The sequence below is a fragment of the Novosphingobium sp. SG754 genome, assembly GCF_013149315.1.
GTDB lineage: Bacteria > Pseudomonadota > Alphaproteobacteria > Sphingomonadales > Sphingomonadaceae > Novosphingobium > Novosphingobium capsulatum.
Genome location: NZ_JABGCC010000002.1, coordinates 425,304 through 446,169, shown reverse-complemented (window position 1 = coordinate 446,169; position 20,866 = coordinate 425,304). Strand labels below are relative to the sequence as shown.

At 67.3% G+C, this 20,866-nt stretch carries 17 protein-coding genes; 3 read left to right on the top strand and 14 right to left on the bottom strand.

Features of this window, described 5'->3' with window-relative positions:
- Nucleotides 1-10: 10 nt before the first annotated feature.
- From FHW97_RS06530 to FHW97_RS06510, 5 genes are all read right to left on the bottom strand, one after another.
- Entirely contained in the window at nucleotides 11-1,471 is a 1,461-nt protein-coding gene (locus tag FHW97_RS06530; RefSeq protein ID WP_171798436.1) for an efflux transporter outer membrane subunit, read from the bottom strand.
- Nucleotides 1,464-2,666, bottom strand: a complete 1,203-nt coding sequence (locus FHW97_RS06525; RefSeq protein WP_022677974.1) for an efflux RND transporter periplasmic adaptor subunit — start codon at nucleotides 2,664-2,666, stop codon at nucleotides 1,464-1,466. Before FHW97_RS06525 ends, FHW97_RS06530 begins: the two co-directional genes overlap by 8 nt.
- The gene (locus FHW97_RS06520; protein ID WP_171798435.1) at nucleotides 2,656-5,910 is read right to left on the bottom strand and encodes an efflux RND transporter permease subunit; all 3,255 of its coding nucleotides are present in this window, start codon (nucleotides 5,908-5,910) and stop codon (nucleotides 2,656-2,658) included. Before FHW97_RS06520 ends, FHW97_RS06525 begins: the two co-directional genes overlap by 11 nt.
- Nucleotides 5,911-6,064: 154 nt before the next feature.
- Complete coding sequence (locus FHW97_RS06515) at nucleotides 6,065-7,459, bottom strand: HAMP domain-containing sensor histidine kinase (RefSeq protein ID WP_171792230.1); 1,395 nt, start codon at nucleotides 7,457-7,459, stop codon at nucleotides 6,065-6,067.
- Nucleotides 7,449-8,129, bottom strand: coding sequence for a response regulator transcription factor (locus FHW97_RS06510; RefSeq protein WP_022677977.1), 681 nt, complete (start codon nucleotides 8,127-8,129; stop codon nucleotides 7,449-7,451). Before FHW97_RS06510 ends, FHW97_RS06515 begins: the two co-directional genes overlap by 11 nt.
- Nucleotides 8,130-8,194: 65 nt before the next feature.
- Here FHW97_RS06510 and FHW97_RS06505 point away from each other — a divergent pair, with 65 nt between their 5' ends.
- Both FHW97_RS06505 and FHW97_RS06500 read left to right on the top strand, forming a co-directional pair.
- On the top strand, nucleotides 8,195-8,608 hold the full coding sequence (locus FHW97_RS06505) for a group II truncated hemoglobin (protein WP_062784462.1): 414 nt from the start codon (nucleotides 8,195-8,197) through the stop codon (nucleotides 8,606-8,608).
- Between the two features lie 142 nt (nucleotides 8,609-8,750).
- The gene (locus FHW97_RS06500) at nucleotides 8,751-8,912 is read left to right on the top strand and encodes a hypothetical protein (protein ID WP_022677979.1); all 162 of its coding nucleotides are present in this window, start codon (nucleotides 8,751-8,753) and stop codon (nucleotides 8,910-8,912) included.
- Between the two features lie 5 nt (nucleotides 8,913-8,917).
- On the opposite strand, the gene FHW97_RS06495 is transcribed toward FHW97_RS06500, so the two are convergent.
- Nucleotides 8,918-10,348 carry a PLP-dependent aminotransferase family protein gene (locus tag FHW97_RS06495; protein ID WP_171798434.1) on the bottom strand — a complete coding sequence of 477 codons (1,431 nt, stop codon included), beginning with the start codon at nucleotides 10,346-10,348 and terminating at the stop codon, nucleotides 8,918-8,920.
- A gap of 100 nt (nucleotides 10,349-10,448) precedes the next feature.
- On the opposite strand from FHW97_RS06495, the gene FHW97_RS06490 reads away from it, so the two are divergent.
- Nucleotides 10,449-11,117 (top strand): pyridoxamine 5'-phosphate oxidase family protein, encoded by a 669-nt coding sequence (locus FHW97_RS06490; protein ID WP_171798433.1) that lies wholly within the window; start codon nucleotides 10,449-10,451, stop codon nucleotides 11,115-11,117.
- Between the two features lie 105 nt (nucleotides 11,118-11,222).
- Here the strand turns inward: FHW97_RS06490 and FHW97_RS06485 are convergent, their stop codons facing one another.
- The 8 genes from FHW97_RS06485 to kdpF form a co-directional block, all read right to left on the bottom strand.
- Nucleotides 11,223-12,392, bottom strand: a complete 1,170-nt coding sequence (locus FHW97_RS06485) for a pyridoxal phosphate-dependent aminotransferase (protein ID WP_171798432.1) — start codon at nucleotides 12,390-12,392, stop codon at nucleotides 11,223-11,225.
- A 77-nt stretch (nucleotides 12,393-12,469) separates the two neighbouring features.
- Nucleotides 12,470-12,940 carry an Lrp/AsnC family transcriptional regulator gene (locus FHW97_RS06480; protein WP_171798431.1) on the bottom strand — a complete coding sequence of 157 codons (471 nt, stop codon included), beginning with the start codon at nucleotides 12,938-12,940 and terminating at the stop codon, nucleotides 12,470-12,472.
- 61 nt (nucleotides 12,941-13,001) lie between these two features.
- Complete coding sequence (locus FHW97_RS06475; RefSeq protein ID WP_171798430.1) at nucleotides 13,002-13,691, bottom strand: response regulator; 690 nt, start codon at nucleotides 13,689-13,691, stop codon at nucleotides 13,002-13,004.
- On the bottom strand, nucleotides 13,688-16,345 hold the full coding sequence (locus FHW97_RS06470) for a sensor histidine kinase KdpD (protein ID WP_171798429.1): 2,658 nt from the start codon (nucleotides 16,343-16,345) through the stop codon (nucleotides 13,688-13,690). The genes FHW97_RS06475 and FHW97_RS06470 overlap by 4 nt, the downstream gene beginning before the upstream one ends.
- Entirely contained in the window at nucleotides 16,345-16,956 is a 612-nt protein-coding gene (gene kdpC / locus FHW97_RS06465; protein WP_171798428.1) for a potassium-transporting ATPase subunit KdpC, read from the bottom strand. The genes FHW97_RS06470 and kdpC overlap by 1 nt, the downstream gene beginning before the upstream one ends.
- A gap of 12 nt (nucleotides 16,957-16,968) precedes the next feature.
- Complete coding sequence (gene kdpB / locus FHW97_RS06460; RefSeq protein ID WP_171798609.1) at nucleotides 16,969-18,966, bottom strand: potassium-transporting ATPase subunit KdpB; 1,998 nt, start codon at nucleotides 18,964-18,966, stop codon at nucleotides 16,969-16,971.
- A gap of 29 nt (nucleotides 18,967-18,995) precedes the next feature.
- Nucleotides 18,996-20,711 (bottom strand): potassium-transporting ATPase subunit KdpA, encoded by a 1,716-nt coding sequence (kdpA, locus tag FHW97_RS06455; protein WP_062784480.1) that lies wholly within the window; start codon nucleotides 20,709-20,711, stop codon nucleotides 18,996-18,998.
- A gap of 13 nt (nucleotides 20,712-20,724) precedes the next feature.
- Nucleotides 20,725-20,814: a K(+)-transporting ATPase subunit F gene (kdpF, locus tag FHW97_RS06450; protein ID WP_022675158.1), complete on the bottom strand. Its 90-nt coding sequence runs from the start codon at nucleotides 20,812-20,814 to the stop codon at nucleotides 20,725-20,727.
- Nucleotides 20,815-20,866 lie beyond the last annotated feature (52 nt).

Below are 20,866 nucleotides of genomic sequence, written 5' to 3'. Positions count from 1 at the left end.
TTGGGCCTGATCAGCCAGCCTTTGCCGATGACGGCGCCGCAGCCATGCTGGTATCGCCCTGCCAGCCGCCGCCCACGGCGCGCAGCAGGCGCACTGCCGCCTGCAGGCGCTGGGTATCCACCTCGATCGCCTTTTGCCGGGTGCGCAACGCCGTGGTCTGGGCGGTGACGACGTCGAGATAGCTGACCGCGCCGCGTTCATAGCGGCGGGTGGCCAGCGCCTCGACCGTGCCAGCCTGCTCGGCCGCGCGCGCCTCGGCGCTGGCTTCGTCGCCCAGGTGATGCAGCCGGGAGAGGCCGTCTTCCACATCCTGCACCGCGCCAAGCACGTGGCCGCGATAGTCTGCGGTGGCAGCATCCCAATCGGCGCGGGCCTGCATCACGCGGGCGTGGCGACGCCCACCATCGAACAGGGTCATCACCGCCGCCGGGCCAATCGACCAGAACGTGTTGGGCGCGGCGATGATATTGGCCAGCGTGGTATCCTGCAGGCCAACCTGACCGCCCAGCAACAGCGAGGGGAAGAAGGCCGCGCGGGCAACGCCAATGCGCCGATTGGCGGCATACATCCGCCGCTCGGCCGCAGCGATGTCGGGCCGGCGCTGCAACAGCGTGGAGGGCACGCCCACCGGAACCGCCGGCAGCGCCAGGCTGCGATCGGATGGCGCGATGGCAAAGCCGGTGGCCGGCACGCCCGCCAGCGTCGCCAGCGCATGTTCGGCCAGGGCACGGGCATTGCGGGCATCGGCCAGCGCGGCCTGCGCCTCTGCCAGCTGCGTCGCGGATTGGCCGGTTTCCATGGCATTGGCGATACCACCGGAAAAGCGCCGCTGCGTCATGTGGTCGGCCCGGGCATAGGCGGCCACGGTATCGTCGAGCAGCGCGATGATGCGATCCTGCCCACGCAGCACGGCATAGCCTTCGGCCAGTTCCGCCTGAAGTTGCAACCGGGTATCGGCCACGTCATCGGCAGCAGCCTCGGCATCGGCCCGCCCGGCGGCGACATTGGCCCGCACACGACCCCACAGATCGGCTTCATAGCTGCCGGTCAGGCCCAGGGTTTGCGCGCCATAATAATCGGGCTGGGTGCTGCCGCGCAGCGGGCGATCAGCCGATTGCCGGTTCTGCGTGACCGTCGCCCCGGCGCCCAGCTGGGGATAGAGATCGGCCCGCGCCTGGCGCAGTAGTGCCGCGGCCTTGTCGTGCCGGGCAACGGCAGCGGCAAGCGAGGGATTGCCGGCGTTGAGCTGATCTTCCAACCCGTTGAGCACGGGATCGCCGAACACGGTCCACCAGGCGGCGGGTGGCGTGGCCGCATCGCCGCTGGCCGGCACCCACGGCCCGGTGCCGGAAAAGGCGGCAGGCAGGCTGACCTGCGGCGGTTTATAGGCCGGGGCGCTGGCGCACCCGGCCAGGGCCATGGCCAGGGCAGCGCCCAGCCCCAGCCGCAGCTTGGCAAGACGCTCAGGCATGCTGGCCGCCCCCACCGTTTGCACCGGCATGGGCGACATGCACCGCTTCGCCGTTGGCGATCGAATCCGGCGGGTTGTCGATGATCTTGGTCCCGGCGGACAGGCCACTGACCACTTCCACCGTCTTGCCCAGATCGCGGCCGAGCGTGATCGACAGCAGCCGCACCCGGCCATCGCTGCCCACCGTGGCCACCTGGGTGCCGGCAGAGCGGAACAGCAGCGCGCTAGACGGGATCATGACCGCCCCTGCGCTGCCCGGCACCTTGAACGCCACCTGGGCAAAGCCGCCTGCGCGCAGCGCGTGGGCGGTATTGTCGGCCAGCAACTGCACTTGCAAGGCGCCGTTCTGCGGATTGATCGCATCCGACGTGCCGACAACCTTGGCGGCAAACGTCTGGCCCGGCAGATCGGGCACGGTCAGGGTCGCTTCCACGCCCGGTTTCATCGCGGCGGCATAGGTCTGCGGCACGCCCACGTAGATGCGGATGCGGCTGACGTCGGCCACGGTAAACATCGGCTGCTGGTTGGTGGCACCAGGCCCCACCAGATCGCCGATGTCGGCAGTGCGTTGGGTCACCACGCCGGCAAAGGGCGCGCGCACCGTGGCATAGCCCTTCATCGCCAGAAGCCGGGCAAGATCTGCCTCGGCCCCGCGCACGGTGGCAACCTGAACCGCCAGGTTGCCGTTGCGCTCGTCGGCTTCCTGCTGCGAAACCGAATGGTCGGTCAACAGGTCGTTCCAGCGCGCTGCCGTGCTGCGCGCCAAGCCCGCGCTGGCCTTGGCCTTGGCCAGCGCAGCGCGGGCGGCCGCGATCTGCTGGTCAAGCTCGGGCGTCTCGATCTGCGCCAGGGGGGTGCCCTGGCCCACGGTGGCGCCGATGTCGCGCGTCCAGGCCTGCATGTAGCCAGGCACGCGGGCAAAGATATGCGCGGTGTTCCACGCCGCCATGGTGCCAGGCAGGCTGAGCGCGCCGCTGGCTGCGGCCGGCGTCACGTCCACCAGGTGAACGGTGGGAATGGCCTGCGCCTCGCTCCAGTTGCGGGTGTCTAGTGCCTCGCCATGGCGGCTGTAGATGCCCACGCCCACGATGACGGCGGCCACCACGCCAGCAACGATGCCGGCGGTCTTGAGCCCGCGCGGCGCGCGCGCTGGGGCGTCTTCCTGGCCCACGACCAGGCTGGTTTCATTCTGCATGGACAAGGTCTCCCTTGATGAAAGTGGGATCATCGGACGGCGGCGGGGTGGGCTGCGACGTGGCGCCGCCCCGGCGTTCCTTGCGATGGACGATGGAGAAGACCACGGGCACGAACACCAGCGTGGCAATGGTGGCGCAGATCAGGCCGCCGATCACGGCGCGGCCGAGCGGGGCGTTCTGTTCGCCCCCCTCGCCCAGGCCGAGCGCCATCGGCGCCATGCCGATGATCATGGCCAGCGCCGTCATCAGCACCGGGCGGAAGCGGGTGGAACCGGCTTCGATCGCGGCCAGGGTGGCATTGCCCAGCACGGCCAGGCGTTCGCGGGCAAAGCTGACCACCAGCACCGAGTTGGCCGTGGCCACGCCCATGCACATGATCGCCCCGGTCAAGGCCGGCACCGATAGCGGCGTGTGCGTGGCAAACAGCGTCCAGGCAATCCCGGCAAGCGCAGCCGGCAGGGCCGAAACGATCACCGCCGGATCGATCCAGCTCTGGAAGTTGACCACGATCAGCAGGTAGATCAGCACGATCGCGCCAACCAGACCCAGGACCAGCCCGGTGAAGGCCGCGTTCATGGTTTCCACCTGGCCCCGGATCTTTACGGTCGAACCCTTGGGCAGGCTGGCGGCCGTATCGTTCAGGATCTTCTGCACGTCGCCCGCCACGGCGCCCAGATCGCGCCCTTGGGTGGTGGCATAGACGTCGAACGCCGGCTGCACCGCATAGTGCGAAATCAGCGCCGCCGTTGGCTCCCGCGTCATGGTGCCCAGGGCACCCAGCAGCTGGACCGAACCGGGCCGGGCCGAACTGACCGGGATGTTGTCGAGCGCGCCGATGCTGTCGGTGCGGTATTGCGGGGTCTGCACCACGATCGGATAGGACACGCCGTTTTTGGGATTGAGCCAGAACGTGGGCGCCACCTGCGCACTGCCGGCAAGATTGACCGAAAGGCTCTTGGTCACGTCGTTTTCGGTCACGCCAAGCCGATCGGCTTGGGCACGATCGATGTCAAAGCGCAGTTCCGGGGCATTGGTCGCCTGCTGCATGCGCACATCGGCAATCCCGGCCACACGGTTGATGCGGCCGGCCAGCATCCGCGCGTAATCGGCGTTGGCCTTGGTATCGGGCCCGGTCACCATCACGTCGATCGGGGCGGGCGCGCCGAAGTTGAGGATCTGGCTGATGATGTCGGCCGGCAGGAACGAGAACGTGGTGCCGGGGAACAAATGCGGCAGATGCTCACGCAAGGCGCGGACATAGCCGTCGGTCGGGTGATGATCTTCGGCCAGGGTCACCAGGATGTCACCATCCTGCGCACCGATGCCGCCGCTGTTGGCATAGGCGGTGTTGATGCCCGAAGACGACATGCCGATGTTGTCGACGATCGACACCAGCTCATCGCGAGGCACCGTGGCGCGGATCTGGTCCTCCACCTTGTCGAACAGGGCGGCGGTCTCTTCCAGGCGCGTGCCGACCGGCGCGCGCACGTGCAGGCTGATCTGACCGGAATCGACGCTGGGGAAGAAGTTGCGCCCCAGGAACGGCACCAGAACCAACGAGGCAAGCACCACGATCATGAACCCGGGCACAAACCGCCGGCGGCTTTCGAGCGCGGCGCGCAGCACGTCAACGTACCAGGCGCGGATCGCCTCGAATCGCGTTTCAAAGCCATGCTGGAACCGGCGCAGCGGGTGCATGCCCGGCTTCTGCCCGGTCATGGCATCATGGCTGACCATGATGTCCACGGCATGCTCCGAACCATGCGCGCGGAGCAGGAAGTTGCTCATGGTCGGCACCAGCGTGCGCGACAGCACGAAGCTGGCGATCATCGCAAAGACCACCGACTTGGCCATCGGGGCAAACAGGAAGCCGGCCACGCCGGGCAGGAAGAACATCGGCAGGAACGCGATGCAGATGCACAGCAGCGAGACGAAGGCCGGGCGCACGATCTGCTCGGCCCCGTCCATGATCGCCTCGGCCACGCCCTTGCCCTGTTCGAGGTGCCAATTGATGTTTTCGATGGTGACGGTGGCATCGTCCACGAGGATGCCCACGGCCAGCGCCAGGCCACCCAGCGTCATGATGTTGAGCGTTTCACCGGTCACCGCCAGGCCCGCCACGGCGGCCAGGATCGCCAGCGGGATCGAGGTGGCGATGATCACGGTTGACCGCCACGAGCCCAGGAACAGTAGGATCATCAGGCTGGTCAGGGCCGCCGCCAGCACGCCTTCGCGCACCACGCCCGAAACGGCCGCCTTCACGAACAGCGACTGGTCCGACAGCAGCTGAATCTTGAGGCTGTCGGGCAGCGTTTCCTTGAGCTTGGGGAGCAGCGCCTTGACGTCGTTGACGATATCAACGGTCGAGGCAGAGCCCGACTTGAGGATCGTCATCAAGACCGCGCGCCCGCCGTCGACTCGCACTTCGTTCACCTGCGGCGGCGAACCATCGTGCACATGCGCAACGTCACCGATCGTCACTGTCGTGCCATCGACCGTGCGGATCGGCAGCGCGTTGAGTTGGTCGATTACCTGCGGGCTGTTGTTGAGGCGGATGGAATATTCGAACTCGCCGATCTTGGTGGTGCCGGCGGGCACGATCTGGTTCTGCGCGGCGAGCGCGGCGCCGACGTCTGCGGCAGAGAGATTGTGCTGCAACAGCGCGGCGGGATCGAGATCGATCTGGATCTGGCGTTCACGCCCGCCATAGGGCGATGGCACGGCCGCACCCTGCACGGTGGCGAGTTGCGGACGAATGCCGTTCTGCCCAAGGTCGTAGATCGCCTGTTCGGAAAGCTTGCCCGAAGACAGCGCCATCTGCAGGATCGGCACCGTGGCCGCGCTGTAGTTGAGGATCAGCGGCGGCGTCATGCCTGGCGGCATCTGCTTGAGCACGGTTTGCGACACCGAGGTGACCTGCGCGGTCGCCGTGCGGATATCGACGCCGGGGCGGAAGAAAATCTTGACCACACCCACGCCGTTCATCGACTGGCTTTCGATATGATCGATATCGTTGACCGTCGAAGTGAGCGAGCGTTCGTAATAATAGACCACCCGGCCGGCCATGTCTTCGGGCGGCAGGCCACGATACTGCCACACCGCGGCAATCACCGGGATGCGGATATCGGGAAAGATGTCGGTGGGGGTGCGTAGCCAGGCGATCGAACCCGAAAGCACGATCAGGATGGCCAGGACGACGAAGGTATATGGCTTGCTGAGCGCAAGCTTGACCAATTGCAGCATGGCGTTCCCAATGGGTTTGGCCCACCCGCACCGCCTTCGCACGCGCGAAGGCAGGCGCAGGCAGGCGCCAGAAACGTGGGACGCCGCCAATGGTGCGGCGCCAACCGCCGGCTCCATTGAACCGAGCGGCGGCGCCATGCCAATGAAATGAATTTCACATTGCGGGGGAATGCCCGGCGCGGATGCGCGCGGCCAGCCCCGGACGCGCGCGATCGGCCCGCGCCGGCGCCAGTTCCAGGGCAAACTGGTGCAGGTGGGCAACCGCCGCGACCACGCTCAGGCCCAGGCCCGAACCTGGCACGGCAGGCGATGCCGCGCCGCGATCGAACCGGCGCACCACCGCGTCGACCTGTTCGGCCGGAATCCCCTCGCCTTCGTCCACCACGGCGATCACGGCCTGACCGCCCTCGCGCGTGACAGTGACCATGACGGTGCCGCCAGGCGGGCTGAACTTGATGGCGTTGTCCACCAGGTTGCTCAGCGCCTCGACCATCAGTTGCGCATCACACACCAGCGTGACCGGCGCGAGGCTGCCTGCCAGCAGCGCCACCTCGCGCTCCTCGGCCAGGGGCGCATAGAGATCGATCACCACCGCCACGAGTTCATCGATGCGGGTGGCGGCAAAGCCCTGGCGGCGGTGGCCCGCCTCGATCTCGGAAATGCGCAGCAGCGCGGCAAAGCGCGCGAGCACGGTGTCGAGATCCTCGATCGCGGCATTGATGCGCTGCCCTTCCGCCTCGGGCAAGTTCGGCGCGCGGGCGGCGCGATACAGCTGGTTGCGCACGCGGGTGAGCGGGGTGCGCAAATCGTGGGCAATGGCATCGGTCACCGATTTGACCTGTGCCATCGATCGCTCGACCTCGCCGACCATGTGGTTGACTGTGTCGGCCAGCAGATCGAGTTCGTCACCGCGCCCCTCGATCGGCATGCGCGCATCGAGGCGCCCGCCGGCGATCGTGCTGGCCACGCGTTGCAGGCGGTCCACCCGCCGCAACGGCCCCAGGCTCAGCGCCAGGCCGGCGCCCAGCAGCAGCGGCACGACCACCAGGCCGCTGGCAAGCAGGATCACCAGCACGTGATCGCGCAGTTCGGTGATCACGGTGGAATCGCGGCCGACCATGATGATGAAGCCGCCGGCGGTTCGCTCAGCCAGGATATGCAGCGGCCCGCGCACGTCTGGCCCATCTTCACGCGCATAAGTGTGCCCCAGCCTCAGCGGCGGGCTGGCACCGAGATCGCCCGCCACCCAGCGCCCGCCGGGCGAGATCAGGCCGAAATGCCCCAGCGGATTGGCCCCGGCGCGCGAGGATGCATCGATCGCGGCAGGCAGATCGGCCGGCGGCACCGCCACCAGGCGGGCCATTTCCGCGCGCAGGATCAGATCGACTCGCGTGTCGAGGTTTCCGGCCGTAAGGCTATAGACCATCGCCAACACCAGCAGCACGGCCAGCACCGATGCCGCGCCAAACATTACCGCCAGGCGAAACGTGCTGGTCTTGCGAATGGCGGAAAAGCGCGGCCAGGTAGCCCAGGGCCATTCAGCCGGCATCGAAGCGATACCCTTCGCCCTTGACCGTTTCGATCAGCGACGGCTGCCCCGGCAGATCGATCTTCTTGCGCAGGCGGGCGATATGCACGGCGATCAGGTTGGCGCCGGGATCGAAATAATACCCCCACACCCGTTCAAAGATGATCTGCCGCGCCACGGTTTCACCAGCATTGCGCATGAGGAATTCGAGCAGGCGAAATTCCATGTGCAACAGGCGCACCGGCTCGCCAGCCACGCGCACCTCGCGGCGGATCAGGTCCATTTCCACCGGCCCTGCCGTCAGCAGCGCGGTGGATGCGGCCATCTGGCCCTGGCGGCGCAGGAGCACTTCCACGCGCATCGCCATCTCGTCGGGCGCAAACGGCTTGATCAGGTAATCGTCGCCGCCCGCGCGCAGCCCGGCAATCCGCTCGTCGACATCGCCCAGCGCGCTGATCATCAGCACTGGCAATGTTAGCCCGGCCGCGCGCAGGCGGGCGACAACGGACAGCCCATCGAGCCCGGGCAGCATGCGATCGAGCGTGATTGCGTCGAACGGTTCGCGCAGGGCCAGTTCCACCCCGCTGTCGCCGTCGTTCGCCGCGCGCACCTCGTGCCCGTGGCCGCGCAATTCGGCCACGATTTCGCCGGCCGTGTCGGGATCGTCCTCGATAACCAGAATGCGTGCCATGGCAGGGTGCTTTAGCCGCGAACGCGGGCGCTGGCCAGCACGCACGGCCAGGGCTATGGCGCGGCATGACCCAAGCCCCGGATGCCCCTGGCGACAGCACTGCGCCCACCCCGTATGACCTGCTGGGTGGGGAAGACATGGTGCGAGCCTTCTGCGCCCGGTTCTATCACCTGATGGACAGCCTGCCCGGCGCTGCGGCCTGCCGCGCGGTGCATCCGCCCTCCCTCGAACGCGCAGAACAGCGGCTGTATGAATATCTGACCGGCTGGCTTGGGGGACCGCCGCTCTATACCAGCCAATATGGCCATCCCCGCCTGCGCATGCGCCACATGGGTGCCTCGATCGGTGAGGAAGAGATAAAGGGCTGGCTGCTGTGCTTCCACCAGGCCTGGGCCGAACAGGTTCCGCCTTCCCCGCTTTCCAGCACGATCGTGGAACGGGTGGAAGGGCTGGCCTGGCACATGGCCAACCGCGCCTAACCATCCTGGCGAAAATGCCGGGCAATTGTAAAATCGCTCGCCAAAATCTGTGTGCAGTGCAATAATCAACGAATTGCACGTTGATTTTGGATTCGCCTAAACCACGGCACTGTCGCATCTTTTTGCATTGGGGAGCGCGACCATGGAGCTTTCACCCAAGATCTGGGCAGTGCTGCTATGCAGCATTGGCCGCCACCAGCCCAACCGTGGAAAACGCTTTTACGAGGCTGGCGTGGAATATTGCCCGTGCCGCCATTGTGGCCGCCGTCTGCGCCACATGGGCCATCGCGACTGGCGCCCGTAACCCCGTCAGGCGGGCAGCGGCACCAGCCGGTCGAGCGCCGTGGCGAGGCGGTCGATCGCCTGTGGCGTAGCCGTGGCCACACCAAGCAGCAGGCCGGCACGCGGCGGGCCGAGAAATAGCTGCGACAATGGCATCACGCCCAACCCATGCTCATGCAACGCCTGCGCCAGCGCGGCATCGTCTTGCCCGGCCAAGGGATCGAGCCACAGCGCGAGTTGCAGGCCGCCATCGACCGGCCCGATCTGCCAGCGGCCCCGCGCCATGCCAGCCAATCGCCCGGCCAGGTCGAGCATGCGCTGGTGATAGACCTTGCGCATGCGGCGCACATGGACGTTGAGATGCCCCTCTGCCAGGAAATCGGCCATCGCCGCCTGCACGTGTATCGGCACCATGCCGCCCGACAGGCGCACCGCCGCCTGCATCGGCGCCACCAGGCGCGGTGGCACGATCGCATAGGCGACGCGCAACCCCGGCGCGAGAACCTTGGAAAACGTGCCGAGATAGGCAACGCAGCCGGCATCATCCAATCCCTGAAGGCTGGCCAGCGGGCGTCCGGCATAGTGGAACTCGCTGTCGTAATCGTCCTCCACGATCAGGGCGCCGTGGCTGGACGCGCGATCGAGCAGCGCCAGCCGCCGCGACAGGCTCATCGCCGCGCCGGCCGGATACTGATGCGACGGAGTGACGTGGATCAGTCGCGGCGGCGATGCCTGCGGCGCGCGCGCCGGATCGAGCCCCTCGTCATCCACCGGCACCGGCACCAGCGTGGCACCCGCCCGGCGCAACAGCGCCTGGGCCGTGGCATAGCCGGGGTCTTCCACCCAGGCGGTATCGCCCGGCGTCACGACCAGCCCCGCCAGCAACGCCAGCGCCGCCGCGGTCGACGGCACGATCACCACTTGCGCCGGATCGGCCACCACGGCGCGGCGCCGGCGCACGTGATCGAGCACGGCGGCACGCAGGATCGGCAGGCCCTGGGCATTGGCATAGCCCAGGTCATGGACGCGCAAGGCCCGGGCGCGGGCGCCGAGGCAGCGCGCCCAGGCCGCATGGGGAAACGACGCCAGATCAGGCAGGCCCGGGCGCAGCGGCAGGAAGCGGCTGGGATCTTCCTGGGCCGCGGCAGCCAGGCCTGCAGGTTCTGCCCGCTTTGGCCGGCCCCCTCCGCTCAACGGCGGCGGCGGCAAAGGCGCGACGCGGGTGGCAGAGCCGGGGGTGGCATGGACAAAGCCTTCGGCGGCGAGCCGGTCATAGCCGGCCACCACCGTGCTGCGCGCGATGCCCAGCGCCACAGCCAGCGCGCGCGTCGACGGCAAAGGCGCCCCGGCCGGCAGCGTGCCTGCCAGGATACGTTCGCGAAACGCGCGATAGACCTGCCCTTCCAGATCGCCCGCAGCGCGGTTCAACACCAGCCAGGTCAGCGGTTCGGCATGCATGGGGGCGCTTTAAGCGGACTGCTCATATTTTGACAAGTGGACCTCATCAACAAACCACTTTGTCGGCAAAACCAGCTTGCCACAGCAAGAGGCCTAAGCGATGACAAACCAGTTTCCCGTCACAGACCGCAGTCGCGTGCGCCGCATGCACGATCGCGCCAGCCATGCCTGGGCCGATGTTCATGCGGTACTGGATGCCGCGCCCATGTGCCACGTTGGCTATGTGATCGACGGCGCGCCTTATGTGACGCCAACGCTCCACTGGCGGCAGGGCAACCGCGTGTTCTGGCACGGGTCTTCGGCCAGCCGGTTCCTGCGCCAGGCCGAAGGGCAAGCGGTATGCCTGACCGTGAGCCTGATGGATGGCTATGTCCTGGCGCGATCGGCCTACAACCATTCGGTCAACTATCGCAGCGCCATGGTATTTGGCCGCGCCAACAAGATCGCCGATGCGCAGGAAAGCGCCGCGGCGCTGCGTCAGATGGTCGACAGCCTGTTCCCCGGCCGGTGGGACACACTGCGCCCGATGACCGCGCAAGAGGCCAAGGCCACAACGGTGATGTGGATGGATATCGCCGAAGCGAGCGTGAAAGACCGCGTCGGCCCACCCGGCGACGCGGATGAGGCGGACGTACCAGTCTGGGCTGGCGTCCTGCCCATGCGGACCACTCTCGGTACGCCCGAACCCGCGCCGGAAATGGCAGCGGGGATGCCGCTACCTGCCGAGCTGGCCGAACTGGTGGCGTCAGGGCTGCTCCGCCCGGCTTAGGCGCAAATGGGGAGGGATCGTTACAAGCAGGAGCGATGAAAAAAGCAGGTAGCGGGACCCCGGACTTGATCCGGGGTCCCGCTATTCTCCTACGGAACTTCGGCCCTACGCCAGCACACGCTCCACCGTGTTGCAGAAACGGTCCATTTCCTGGGGTGAGCCGATGGTGATGCGCGATCGCGTCGGCCAGATCGGCCAGGAGCGACCGATGGCAATGCCCTTGGCCTCGAACGCGGCCTTGATCGGTGCAGCGGGCCGGCCCCAATCGACCATCAGCATGTTGGCGGCGCTGGGCAGCACCGGGAAACCGCGCTGCGTGAGGAAAGCGGCGGTCTTTTCGCGGGTCTGCGTGTTCTGTTCGCGCCGGGCGGTGATCTGGTCCATTCGGCGCAGGCTGGCGCTGGCGCAGGCGAGCGCCGGCACCGGCAGTTGCAGCGTCTGGATTACGCCATCGTACTGCATCAGCTTGGCCTGAAGGTCAGGCCGGGCGATCGAGAGGCCCATGCGCATGCCGGCCATGCCGAAAATCTTGGAAAAGGTGCGCAGGATCACCACGTTCTGGCCCTGGCGGACCAGATCCATGCCCGATGCGGCGCCAGAAAAGTGCAGATAGGCTTCATCCAGCAGCAGTACGGCATCCTTGGGCATGGCATTGGCCAGCCACACGATGTCGGCCATCGGAGTCAGCGATCCGGTGGGATTGTTGGGGTTGCAGATGTGATAGAGCCCGGCGCGCGGATTGGCCGCCAGCATGGCACGCACATCGTGGGCCTGGTCGCTGGCGCGCAGCGGCACCTTGGCCACCGGCGCGCCGATATAGCCGGCCACCATCCAGGCCACTTCGAAGGTGGGATCGGCGGTGACCAGCCCCCGCTCTGGGCTGGAAAAGCCGACGACGGCGCGGGCGAGCGGGCTGCCCGATCCCGCCCAAGGCACGACATGATCGGCGCCCACCTGCTCCATCGTCGCGACGGTTTCGATCAGGGCGTCACGCTCGCCGGCAGGGTCGTAATAGTTGCTGCGGGCAACGGCAGCGCGGGCGGCATCGGTACCATCTTCCACCGGACCTTCCCAATACTCGTTGCCATTCAAACGGATGGTGCCTGGCGCCACTTTCAGGCCGTTCGCGGCAGAAGCCGCGCTGGGCTGCGGGCCGGCCTGGCCCGCCGGCGCTGCCAAGGCCCGCTCCCCCAGCGCGGCGCTGGTGCCAAGGGCGGCAGCGATCTGGAACATGCGCCGACGATCGAGCGGCAGGGCAGCAGAAAAGTCCGTCATTGCGCAGGCATCCTTTGAGTGAAAGGCGAGGCTGCCACGATGGTGCAGTGCCGCGAAGGCGGGGTCAACCGCTGCGTTCAGGATGCGGCGGCATGATGCAGCGGCAGGCTTTCGGCAGACTTGACCGTCTCCATCACGATCGAGGCGCAGACCACGTTCATTTCGATCCGCGATACCAATGCCTTGTACACCCGGTCATAGTCATCGACGCTGGGTAGGACGATCCGCAGCAGGTAATCGATGTTGCCGGTCAGGCGATAGACTTCCATGATTTCGGGAATGCCGGCCACGGCTTGGCGGAACTGCTCGGTCCACGCCGCGCTGTGCGTGCGCACGCTGACCGTGACGAACACCGTGGTCGGCAGCCCCACCTTGGCGCGATCGATCACAGCCACGTTGCGGCGGATATAGCCTGAATCGCGCAAGTGGGCGATGCGCCGCGAACAGGCCGACGGCGAAAGGTGCACCTTGGCGCCGACATCGGCCAGGGGCGTATCGCTGTCACGCTGCAGAACGTCAAGAATGGCCAGATCACGCGAATTGAGCATAAGGAAGACCTCCTGCCATGCAAATGCAGGATCAAACAACGATACGCAACCGATGTGCAGACTAAGTGGTAATCAGGCGATAACCCACACCAGGCTCGTTGCGGATCATGCTCGTCTCAACGTCGCCGTCCTCCAGCTTGCGGCGGACCCCGCGCACGGCGACGCGCAGGTATTCCACATCGTGTTCATGCCCCGCCCCCCACACCGCACGCAGCAGCGCGGCATGCGACACGACGCGACCCGGGTGGCGGCACAGCTGCGCCAGAAAGCCGTATTCCTTGGGCGTCAGGTGCACTTCCACCCCATCGCGCAACACGCGGCGGGCCGCCAGATCCACGGTCACCCGGCCAACCTGGACCACCGGCTCTTCCGCCACGCGGTTGAGCCGGGTGCGGAGGGCCACGCGGATGCGGGCGTGGACTTCGTCGGTGTCGAACGGCTTGGTGACATAGTCATCGGCGCCCAGATCGAGCGCTGCAACCTTTTCATCGGTGGCATCGCGCGCCGAAACGATCAGCAGGGCCGCGCCGGTTGCCTTCACCAGCGGGATCAGTTCCAGCCCGTCGCGATCGGGCAGGCCCAGGTCGAGCAGCACCAGATCGGGCTTGTCGATCGCCAGCGCCGCCAGGGCAGCGCGGGCATCGGCCGCCTCGATCACCTCGTGCCCGGCGCGGGCCAGACTGCCGCGCAGCAGGCGGCGAATGGCGGGTTCATCGTCCACCACCAGGACGCGGGTGGCAAGGCTGCTCATTCGGCGCTGATCTTTCGCAACTGGCTTTCCGAGAAATGCAGGGTGAAGCGGGCGCCGGGGCGATCGCTGCGGTTGGCGGCGCTGACATCGATGCCCATGGCGCGGGCAAAGCCCCTGACGATGGCTAGGCCAAGGCCGGTGCCGCCCTTGCGATCGGAGCCTTCCACTCTTGTGAAAACTTCGAATATGCGAAGCGACATGCCCGGCGGTAGTCCGGGGCCTTCGTCCAGCACCAGCAGGTCCAGCCCATCGGCGCGACGCTGGGCCGACAGAATGATCGCGCCTTCCTCTCCACCATGGCGCACCGCGTTCTCGATCAGGTTGATCAGGCAGTGGTGGAACAGGCGCGGATCGACCATCACCAGCGGCAGATCGGGAGCGATATCCATCGTCACGGCGCGGGTGCCGAGCGTGCGGCGCAGATCGTGCACCGCGCTGGCCACGGCCTCGGCCAGGTCCACCGCCTCGGGCCGCAGGGCAATCGCGCCGGCCTCGATCCGCACCATGTCGAGCAGATTAGCGATGAAACGTTGCAGCCGTTCCGCCTCGGCCCGGGCGGTGGCGAGGATCGGCACTTGCTCGGGATTGGCGGGCGTGAGTTCGCGCAGCGTGCCGACCACGGCGGTGAGCGGGGTGCGCAGATCGTGGCTGATCGAAGACAACAGCGCGGCGCGCAACCGGTCGCGCTCTTCCAGTTGGCGCACGCCGGCCATGTCGTGTTCAAGCCGGATGCGTTCGAGCGCCAAGCCGGCCTGGTCTGCCAGGCTGCCCAAGAGCGGGAGGCGATCGCTGCGCACCGGGGCGCTGGCATCGCCCCGCGCCAGACCGAGCACCGCGAGCGGCGCCCCGCCGGCCGAAAGCGGGGTAAACAGCCACTCTGACGCGGTGAGCGTGCCCGATCCGCGCCCGGCCGGCTGCGCACGATCGAACGCCCACTGCGCGGCCGCAAAATCGAGCACTTCCAGCCGGTGCTCGGGCGGAAAGGCGGCGGCTACGGCCAGCTTGCCGTCTTCGGGCAACAGCATCAGGGCATGGGCATCGAGCAGGCGGGATGCTTCGGCACAGAGCACGCGGCCCAGTTCCTCGGCCGTGGTCACCCCGGTGAGCAACCGCGCAAAACCAGCGAGGGCCGCGCTGGTGCGGGCACTGGCGCCCGCGAGCAAAGCCTGCTGGCGCAAGCGCGCGGCCAACTGGCTGCTGACCGCCGCCACCGCCACCAGCACCAGCACGGTGATGATGTTCTGCGGATCGGCGATCGTGAACGTGCCGGTCGGCGGAATGAAGAAGAAGTTGTAGGCGAGCGAGGCGACCAGGCCGGTGATCACCCCGGTCGCCAGGCCATAGCGCGTGGCGGCGAGCATCACCGGCAGGAAATAGAGCAGCGCCACGTTGGTGATCGGCGCGGCGGCAAACAGCAGGCGGCCCAGTGCGGTAACCAGCGCCGTGGCGCCCATGGCCGGCACCAGCCCGCGCAGCAGCGGTCCCCAGCCCCAGGCCGCGATCGGCGCGCGGTCCAGTGCGATACGCGCCTGCGCGCCGTGCGCGACCGGCACCTGCTGCAGGGCAAGATCAGGCAGGCGCCGCGCCAGGGTATCGACGGTGAGGCGCCGTTGCCAGGCAAAGCGGCGCGGGCGCGGCGCGCCAACCACCAGCAGGGTGGCACGGGTATCGGCGGCGGCCTGTTGCAGGCCATCGACCACGCCAGCGGCGGGCAGCGCCAGGACCTGGCCGCCAAGCTGGGTGGCCAGGTGCATCGCCTCGGCCAGGCGAGCATTGGCCTGCGCGCTGCGTTCGCCCGGTGTTTCGATGTGCACCGCCGTCCACGGTGCGCGCAGGGCATCGGCCAGGCGCCGCCCGGCGCGCACCACGTCGCTGGCGGCATCATGGCTACCCACCGCCACCAGCACGCGATCGGCGGTGGCCCAGGTGCCCGCCAGTGCCTGGGCGCGGACATCGTCGAGCATCTGCGCATCGACCGCCTGGGCCGCGCGGCGCAGCACGAGTTCGCGCAGGGCGGAAAGATTGGACCGGGAAAAGAAGTGATGCAGCGCGCGCGCCGCCTCGTGCGGGACATAGACCTTGCCCGCGCGCAAGCGCTCGATCAGTTCATCGGGCGGGGTATCGACCACCTCGATCTCCGCCCGGTCGAGCAGGCGATCAGGCACGGTTTCGCGCACCCGCACATGGGTGAACGAAGCGACGACATCGTTGAGGCTTTCAAGATGCTGGATGTTGAGCGTGGACCACACGTCGATCCCGGCGGCGAGGATTTCCTCGACATCCTGCCAGCGCTTGTCGTGCCGGCTGCCCGGCGCGTTGGCATGGGCGAGTTCGTCCACCAGCACGAGCGCGGGCTTGCGCTCGAGAATGGCGTCAAGGTCCATTTCCAGCAGGGTATGGCCGCGATGCGCCACTTCCCGGCGCGGCAGCACCGAGAGCGGGCGCAGCCGTGCCTCGGTCTCCACCCGACCATGGGTTTCGACCACGCCCACCACCACGTCCACCCCGGCGCGGGCCTGGCCCAGCGCGTCGTCAAGCATTTCGCAGGTCTTGCCAACGCCAGGAGCCGCCCCAAGGAAAACCTTGAGGCGGCCTGAGGTTTCCTGCTCGGCAAGGCGCAGCAGGGCTTCGGGATCGGGGCGTGCCGGCGTCATCAATGCCCTTGTGCGCGCGCCGACGTGGCTTCGTCCAGTGCCCTGTTGAGCGCCAGAACATTGACCCGCGGTTCGCCCAGCAGGCCCAGCAGCGGCTGCTCCACCTGCGTCTCTACCAGTGCATGCACCTTTTCCGGGGCCAGGCTGCGGGCGGCGGCCACGCGGTTTACCTGGGAAAAGGCTGCCTCGGGGCTGATATGAGGGTCAAGCCCCGAGGCAGAGGTGGTCACCAGGTCAGGCGGAACGGGAGAGCCTGGTGAAGAGGCGGCAAAGTCCTTGACCGCGCCGGCCACGCGATCGTGCAAGGTTTGCGAGAACGGCGCGAGGTTGGACCCGGCAGAGGCCGAGGCATCGTAGCCATTGCTGCCCGCCGCCGAGGGCCGGCCGTGGAAGTAGCGGGCGCTGGTAAAGGCCTGGCCGATCAGGTCAGAACCGATGACCTGGCCGTGGTCGGTGATCAGGCTGCCATTGGCGGCCCAGGGAAAGGCAGCCTGGGCCACGGCGGTGATGGCGGCGGGGTATGCCAGGCCAAGCAGGCCGGCAAACAGCCCGGTCATCATCAGCGAGGGACGCACCGCAGCGACGAGTTCCCGATTGATTACAGACGACATGAGCGAAATCCCTTAGGCAAGATGCAGAGCGGCGACGAGCATATCGATCGCCTTGATCCCGACGAACGGCGCGATGAGGCCGCCGACGCCAAAGACCGCCAGGTTGCGGGCCAGCAGCGCGCCAGCCCCGACCGGACGATAGCGCACACCCTTGAGCGCCAGCGGCACGAGCGCGGGAATGATCAGGGCGTTGAACATGATCGCCGACAGGATCGCGCTTTGCGGGGTGGCAAGGTGCATCACGTTGAGCACCGAGAGCTGCGGATAGAGCACCAGGAACATCGCCGGGATAATGGCGAAGTACTTGGCCACGTCATTCGCCACCGAGAACGTGGTGAGTGCGCCGCGCGTCATCAGCAACTGCTTGCCCAGCCCGACGATCTCGATCAGCTTGGTCGGATCGCTGTCAAGGTCAACCATGTTGCCCGCTTCGCGCGCAGCCTGGGTGCCGGTGTTCATCGCCACGCCCACGTCGGCCTGGGCCAGGGCGGGCGCATCGTTGGTGCCATCGCCGCACATCGCCACCAGGCGGCCGCCCTGCTGCTCGCGCCGGATCAGCGCCAGCTTGTCTTCGGGCGTTGCCTCGGCCAGGCAATCGTCGACGCCGGATTCAGCGGCAATGGCAGCGGCGGTTAGCGGATTGTCACCCGTGATCATCACGGTGCGGATGCCCATCTTGCGCAGTTCGGCAAAGCGTTCGCGGATGCCGGCCTTGATCACGTCCTTGAGCGCGACGATCCCCAGCAGCGTGCCGTTTTCAGCAACCGCCAGGGGGGTCTGCCCCTGGCGCGCGACGTCTTCGGCAATGCGGCGCAGCTCGGCAGCCGCCGTGCCACGGGCGGCATCGGGAACGCTGCGCAGGATTGCATCGACTGCGCCTTTGGTCACGACGTGGCCGTTGTTATCAAGGCCGGAAATGCGGGTCTGGGCGGTAAACGGAATGACTTCGGCACCGGCGGGCACTTCCGGCACTTCAAGGCTGTGCGCCTCCTGCGCCAGGCGCAGGATCGAGCGGCCTTCGGGCGTTTCATCGGCCAGGCTGGCCATAAGCGCAGCGCGCGCCAGGGTGGCCGGCGCCGTGCCCGTCAGGGGCAGGAAGTTGCTGGCCTGGCGATCGCCAACAGTGATCGTGCCGGTCTTGTCGAGCAGCAGCACGTCGATATCGCCGGCCGCTTCCACCGCGCGGCCCGACTTGGCGAGCACGTTGAACTGCACCAGGCGGTCCATCCCGGCGATGCCGATGGCCGAAAGCAGTGCGGCGATCGTCGTCGGGATCAGGGTGATCAGCAGCGCGGCCAGCACCGCCACGGGGATCTGGCCCCCGGCATAGCGGGCAAATGCCGGAATGGTGGCGACCGCGATCAGGAAGATGATCGTGAGGCCGACGAGCAGGATGGTGAGCGCGATCTCGTTCGGGGTCTTCTGGCGCTGGGCGCCTTCGACCAGGGCGATCATGCGATCGAGAAAGCCCTGCCCGGCTTCCTGCGTCACCCGCACGGTGATCTCGTCAGAGAGCACGCGGGTGCCGGCGGTGACGGCCGAACGGTCGCCACCGGCTTCGCGGATCACCGGCGCGCTTTCGCCGGTGATGGCCGCTTCGTTGACCGAGGCGACGCCGGCGATGACTTCACCATCGGCGGGGATCAGCTCGCCAGCGGCGACCATGACGACCGCGCCCTTTTGGAGGGTGGCGGCCGAAACCTTGCTGCCATCGGGCAGGCGGGCCACCAGGTCTGACCGCGTGGCGCGCAGCGAGGCGGCCTGGGCGCGGCCGCGCCCTTCGGCCAGGCTTTCGGCAAAGGTGCCGAACAGCACTGTCAGCCACAGCCAGACGATCAGCTGGATCTGAAAGCCCAGCGACAGGCCGGTGTGACCCACGAAGAGCAGCACGGTAAGCAGCAGCGCGACGACGGCGGTGGTGAACAGCACGGGGTTGCGCACCAGCTGGGCGGGATGCAGCTTGCGCAGCGCGCCACCCAGCGCCGGTACGACCAGTTCGGCCGAAAACATCGAGGTAGGTTGGGACACGGCAGGTATCCTCAGTAAAGCAGGCCGGCAGCGCCGGTGAGATGATCGGCCACCGGGCCAAGCGCGAGCGAAGGCAGGAAGGTAAGGCCACCGACGATCAGGATCGTGGCGACCAGCAGGCCAATCCACAGGCCACCCGTGGTCGGGAACGAACCCGGCCCGGCCGGCGTGTGCTTGCGGCTGGCAAGGCTGCCGGCAATCGCCAGCACCGGGATCACGACCAGGAAGCGGCCAAGCCACATCGCCACGCCCAGCAGGCCGTTGTAGAACGGGGTGCCGGCAGTCAGCCCGGCAAAGGCCGAACCGTTGTTGGCCGTGGCCGAAGTGAAGGCATAAAGGATTTCGGAAAAGCCATGCGGCCCCTTGGCCAGCGGCCCGGCAAGGCCCGCCGGTAGGACCACGGCCACGGCAGTCAGCCCCAGGATGCACAGCGGCAGGATGACAATGGCGAGCACCGCCAGCTTCACCTCGCGCGCTTCCACCTTCTTGCCCACGTATTCCGGGGTGCGGCCCACCATGAGCCCGGCGAGGAACACCGCGAGCACGGCAAAGAGCAGGAAGCCATAGATGCCCGAACCCACGCCACCGATGACGATTTCACCCAGTTGCATGTTGAACAGCGGAACCAGGCCACCGAGCGCAGTGAAACTGTCGTGCATGGCGTTGACCGCCCCGCACGAAGCTGCCGTGGTCACGGCCGCGAACAGCGCGCTGGCCGCCGCGCCAAAGCGCACTTCCTTGCCTTCCATATTGGCGCCCATCACGCCCAGGTGATGCAGCATCGGGTTGCCGGCAGCTTCACGCCACCACGCGAACGAGGCACCGGCCACGAACAGCAGCAGCATGGCCCACAGGATCGCCCAGCCCTGGCGCGTGTTGCCCACGGCCTTGCCGAACGTGTAGGTCAGCCCGGCCCCCAGCGCGAAGATCGACAGCATCTGGACGAAATCGACCAGCGCGGTGGGATTTTCGAAGGGATGGGCCGAGTTGGCATTGTAGAAGCCGCCACCGTTGGTGCCGAGCATCTTGATCGCTTCCTGCGAGGCAACCGGGCCGACCACGATGGCCTGGTGCGCGCCTTCCAGCGTCTTGGCATCAATCAGGCTGGCAAAGGTCTGCGGCACGCCGCTGGCCACCAGATAGAGTGCATAGACGATGCACGCCGGCAGCAACACATAGAGCGTCACGCGGGTGAGATCGGCCCAGAAGTTGCCCAAGTGGCGGGTTTCGGCGCGGGCAAAGCCACGGAACAGGGCAAAGGCCACGGCAATGCCGGTGGCTGCCGAAAGGAAGTTGTGAATGGTCAGGCCGAGCATCTGCGACAGGTTCGACAGCACCGTTTCACCGGCATACCACTGCCAGTTGGTGTTGGTGACGAAGGCAATCGCGGTGTTCATCGCTCCGTCGGGCGACAGGCCGGCAAGGCCGCGCGGGTTCATCGGCAAGCTGCCCTGAAGCCGCAGCACGGCGTAGGTAAAGATCACCGTGACGACCTGGAACAGCATCAGGTGCACGGCATATTGCCGCCAGTCCTGCTCCTGGTTCGGGTTGATGCCGGCGACACGGTAGAAGGCGCGCTCGACCGGGCCGAGCACGCGGTGCAGCGGCGTGGTGCGGCCTTCATAGACGGCAAACAGCCAGAGGCCGAATGGCTTGGCCATCAGGGCGACCAGCGCGGTGAATACCAGGATCAGGCCAAAGCCCGACGCAAGGGTGGCAGATGTCATTGCACGGCCCCCATCAGAAGCGTTCGGGCCGCAGAAGCACGGCCACGAGATAGACAAGCAGGCCCGCCGCGACGAGCGCAGCGAGCATTTCGGGAATGGTCATCGGAGTGTTCCTCAGGCCCCGTGGTGCCGGAGCCAAAGCTTCAGGCCTTGTC

Bases quoted from the DNA above. Each gene is read 5' to 3' on its own strand.
- kdpF (WP_022675158.1), bottom strand. From the start codon at position 20,814: ATGACCATTCCCGAAATGCTCGCTGCGCTCGTCGCGGCGGGCCTGCTT.
- FHW97_RS06510 (WP_022677977.1), bottom strand. From the start codon at position 8,129: ATGGCACGCATTCTGGTTATCGAGGACGATCCCGACACGGCCGGCGAA.
- FHW97_RS06470 (WP_171798429.1), bottom strand. From the start codon at position 16,345: ATGACGCCGGCACGCCCCGATCCCGAAGCCCTGCTGCGCCTTGCCGAG.
- FHW97_RS06480 (WP_171798431.1), bottom strand. From the start codon at position 12,940: ATGCTCAATTCGCGTGATCTGGCCATTCTTGACGTTCTGCAGCGTGAC.
- kdpB (WP_171798609.1), bottom strand. From the start codon at position 18,966: ATGTTTTCGGCCGAACTGGTCGTACCGGCGCTGGGTGGCGCGCTGCGC.
- FHW97_RS06525 (WP_022677974.1), bottom strand. From the start codon at position 2,666: ATGCAGAATGAAACCAGCCTGGTCGTGGGCCAGGAAGACGCCCCAGCG.
- FHW97_RS06520 (WP_171798435.1), bottom strand. From the start codon at position 5,910: ATGCTGCAATTGGTCAAGCTTGCGCTCAGCAAGCCATATACCTTCGTC.
- FHW97_RS06495 (WP_171798434.1), bottom strand. From the start codon at position 10,348: ATGCATGCCGAACCGCTGACCTGGCTGGTGTTGAACCGCGCTGCGGGC.
- FHW97_RS06515 (WP_171792230.1), bottom strand. From the start codon at position 7,459: ATGCCGGCTGAATGGCCCTGGGCTACCTGGCCGCGCTTTTCCGCCATT.
- FHW97_RS06485 (WP_171798432.1), bottom strand. From the start codon at position 12,392: ATGACGGACTTTTCTGCTGCCCTGCCGCTCGATCGTCGGCGCATGTTC.
- kdpC (WP_171798428.1), bottom strand. From the start codon at position 16,956: ATGTCGTCTGTAATCAATCGGGAACTCGTCGCTGCGGTGCGTCCCTCG.
- FHW97_RS06490 (WP_171798433.1), top strand. From the start codon at position 10,449: ATGACAAACCAGTTTCCCGTCACAGACCGCAGTCGCGTGCGCCGCATG.
- FHW97_RS06505 (WP_062784462.1), top strand. From the start codon at position 8,195: ATGACCCAAGCCCCGGATGCCCCTGGCGACAGCACTGCGCCCACCCCG.
- FHW97_RS06475 (WP_171798430.1), bottom strand. From the start codon at position 13,691: ATGAGCAGCCTTGCCACCCGCGTCCTGGTGGTGGACGATGAACCCGCC.
- FHW97_RS06530 (WP_171798436.1), bottom strand. From the start codon at position 1,471: ATGCCTGAGCGTCTTGCCAAGCTGCGGCTGGGGCTGGGCGCTGCCCTG.
- FHW97_RS06500 (WP_022677979.1), top strand. From the start codon at position 8,751: ATGGAGCTTTCACCCAAGATCTGGGCAGTGCTGCTATGCAGCATTGGC.
- kdpA (WP_062784480.1), bottom strand. From the start codon at position 20,711: ATGACATCTGCCACCCTTGCGTCGGGCTTTGGCCTGATCCTGGTATTC.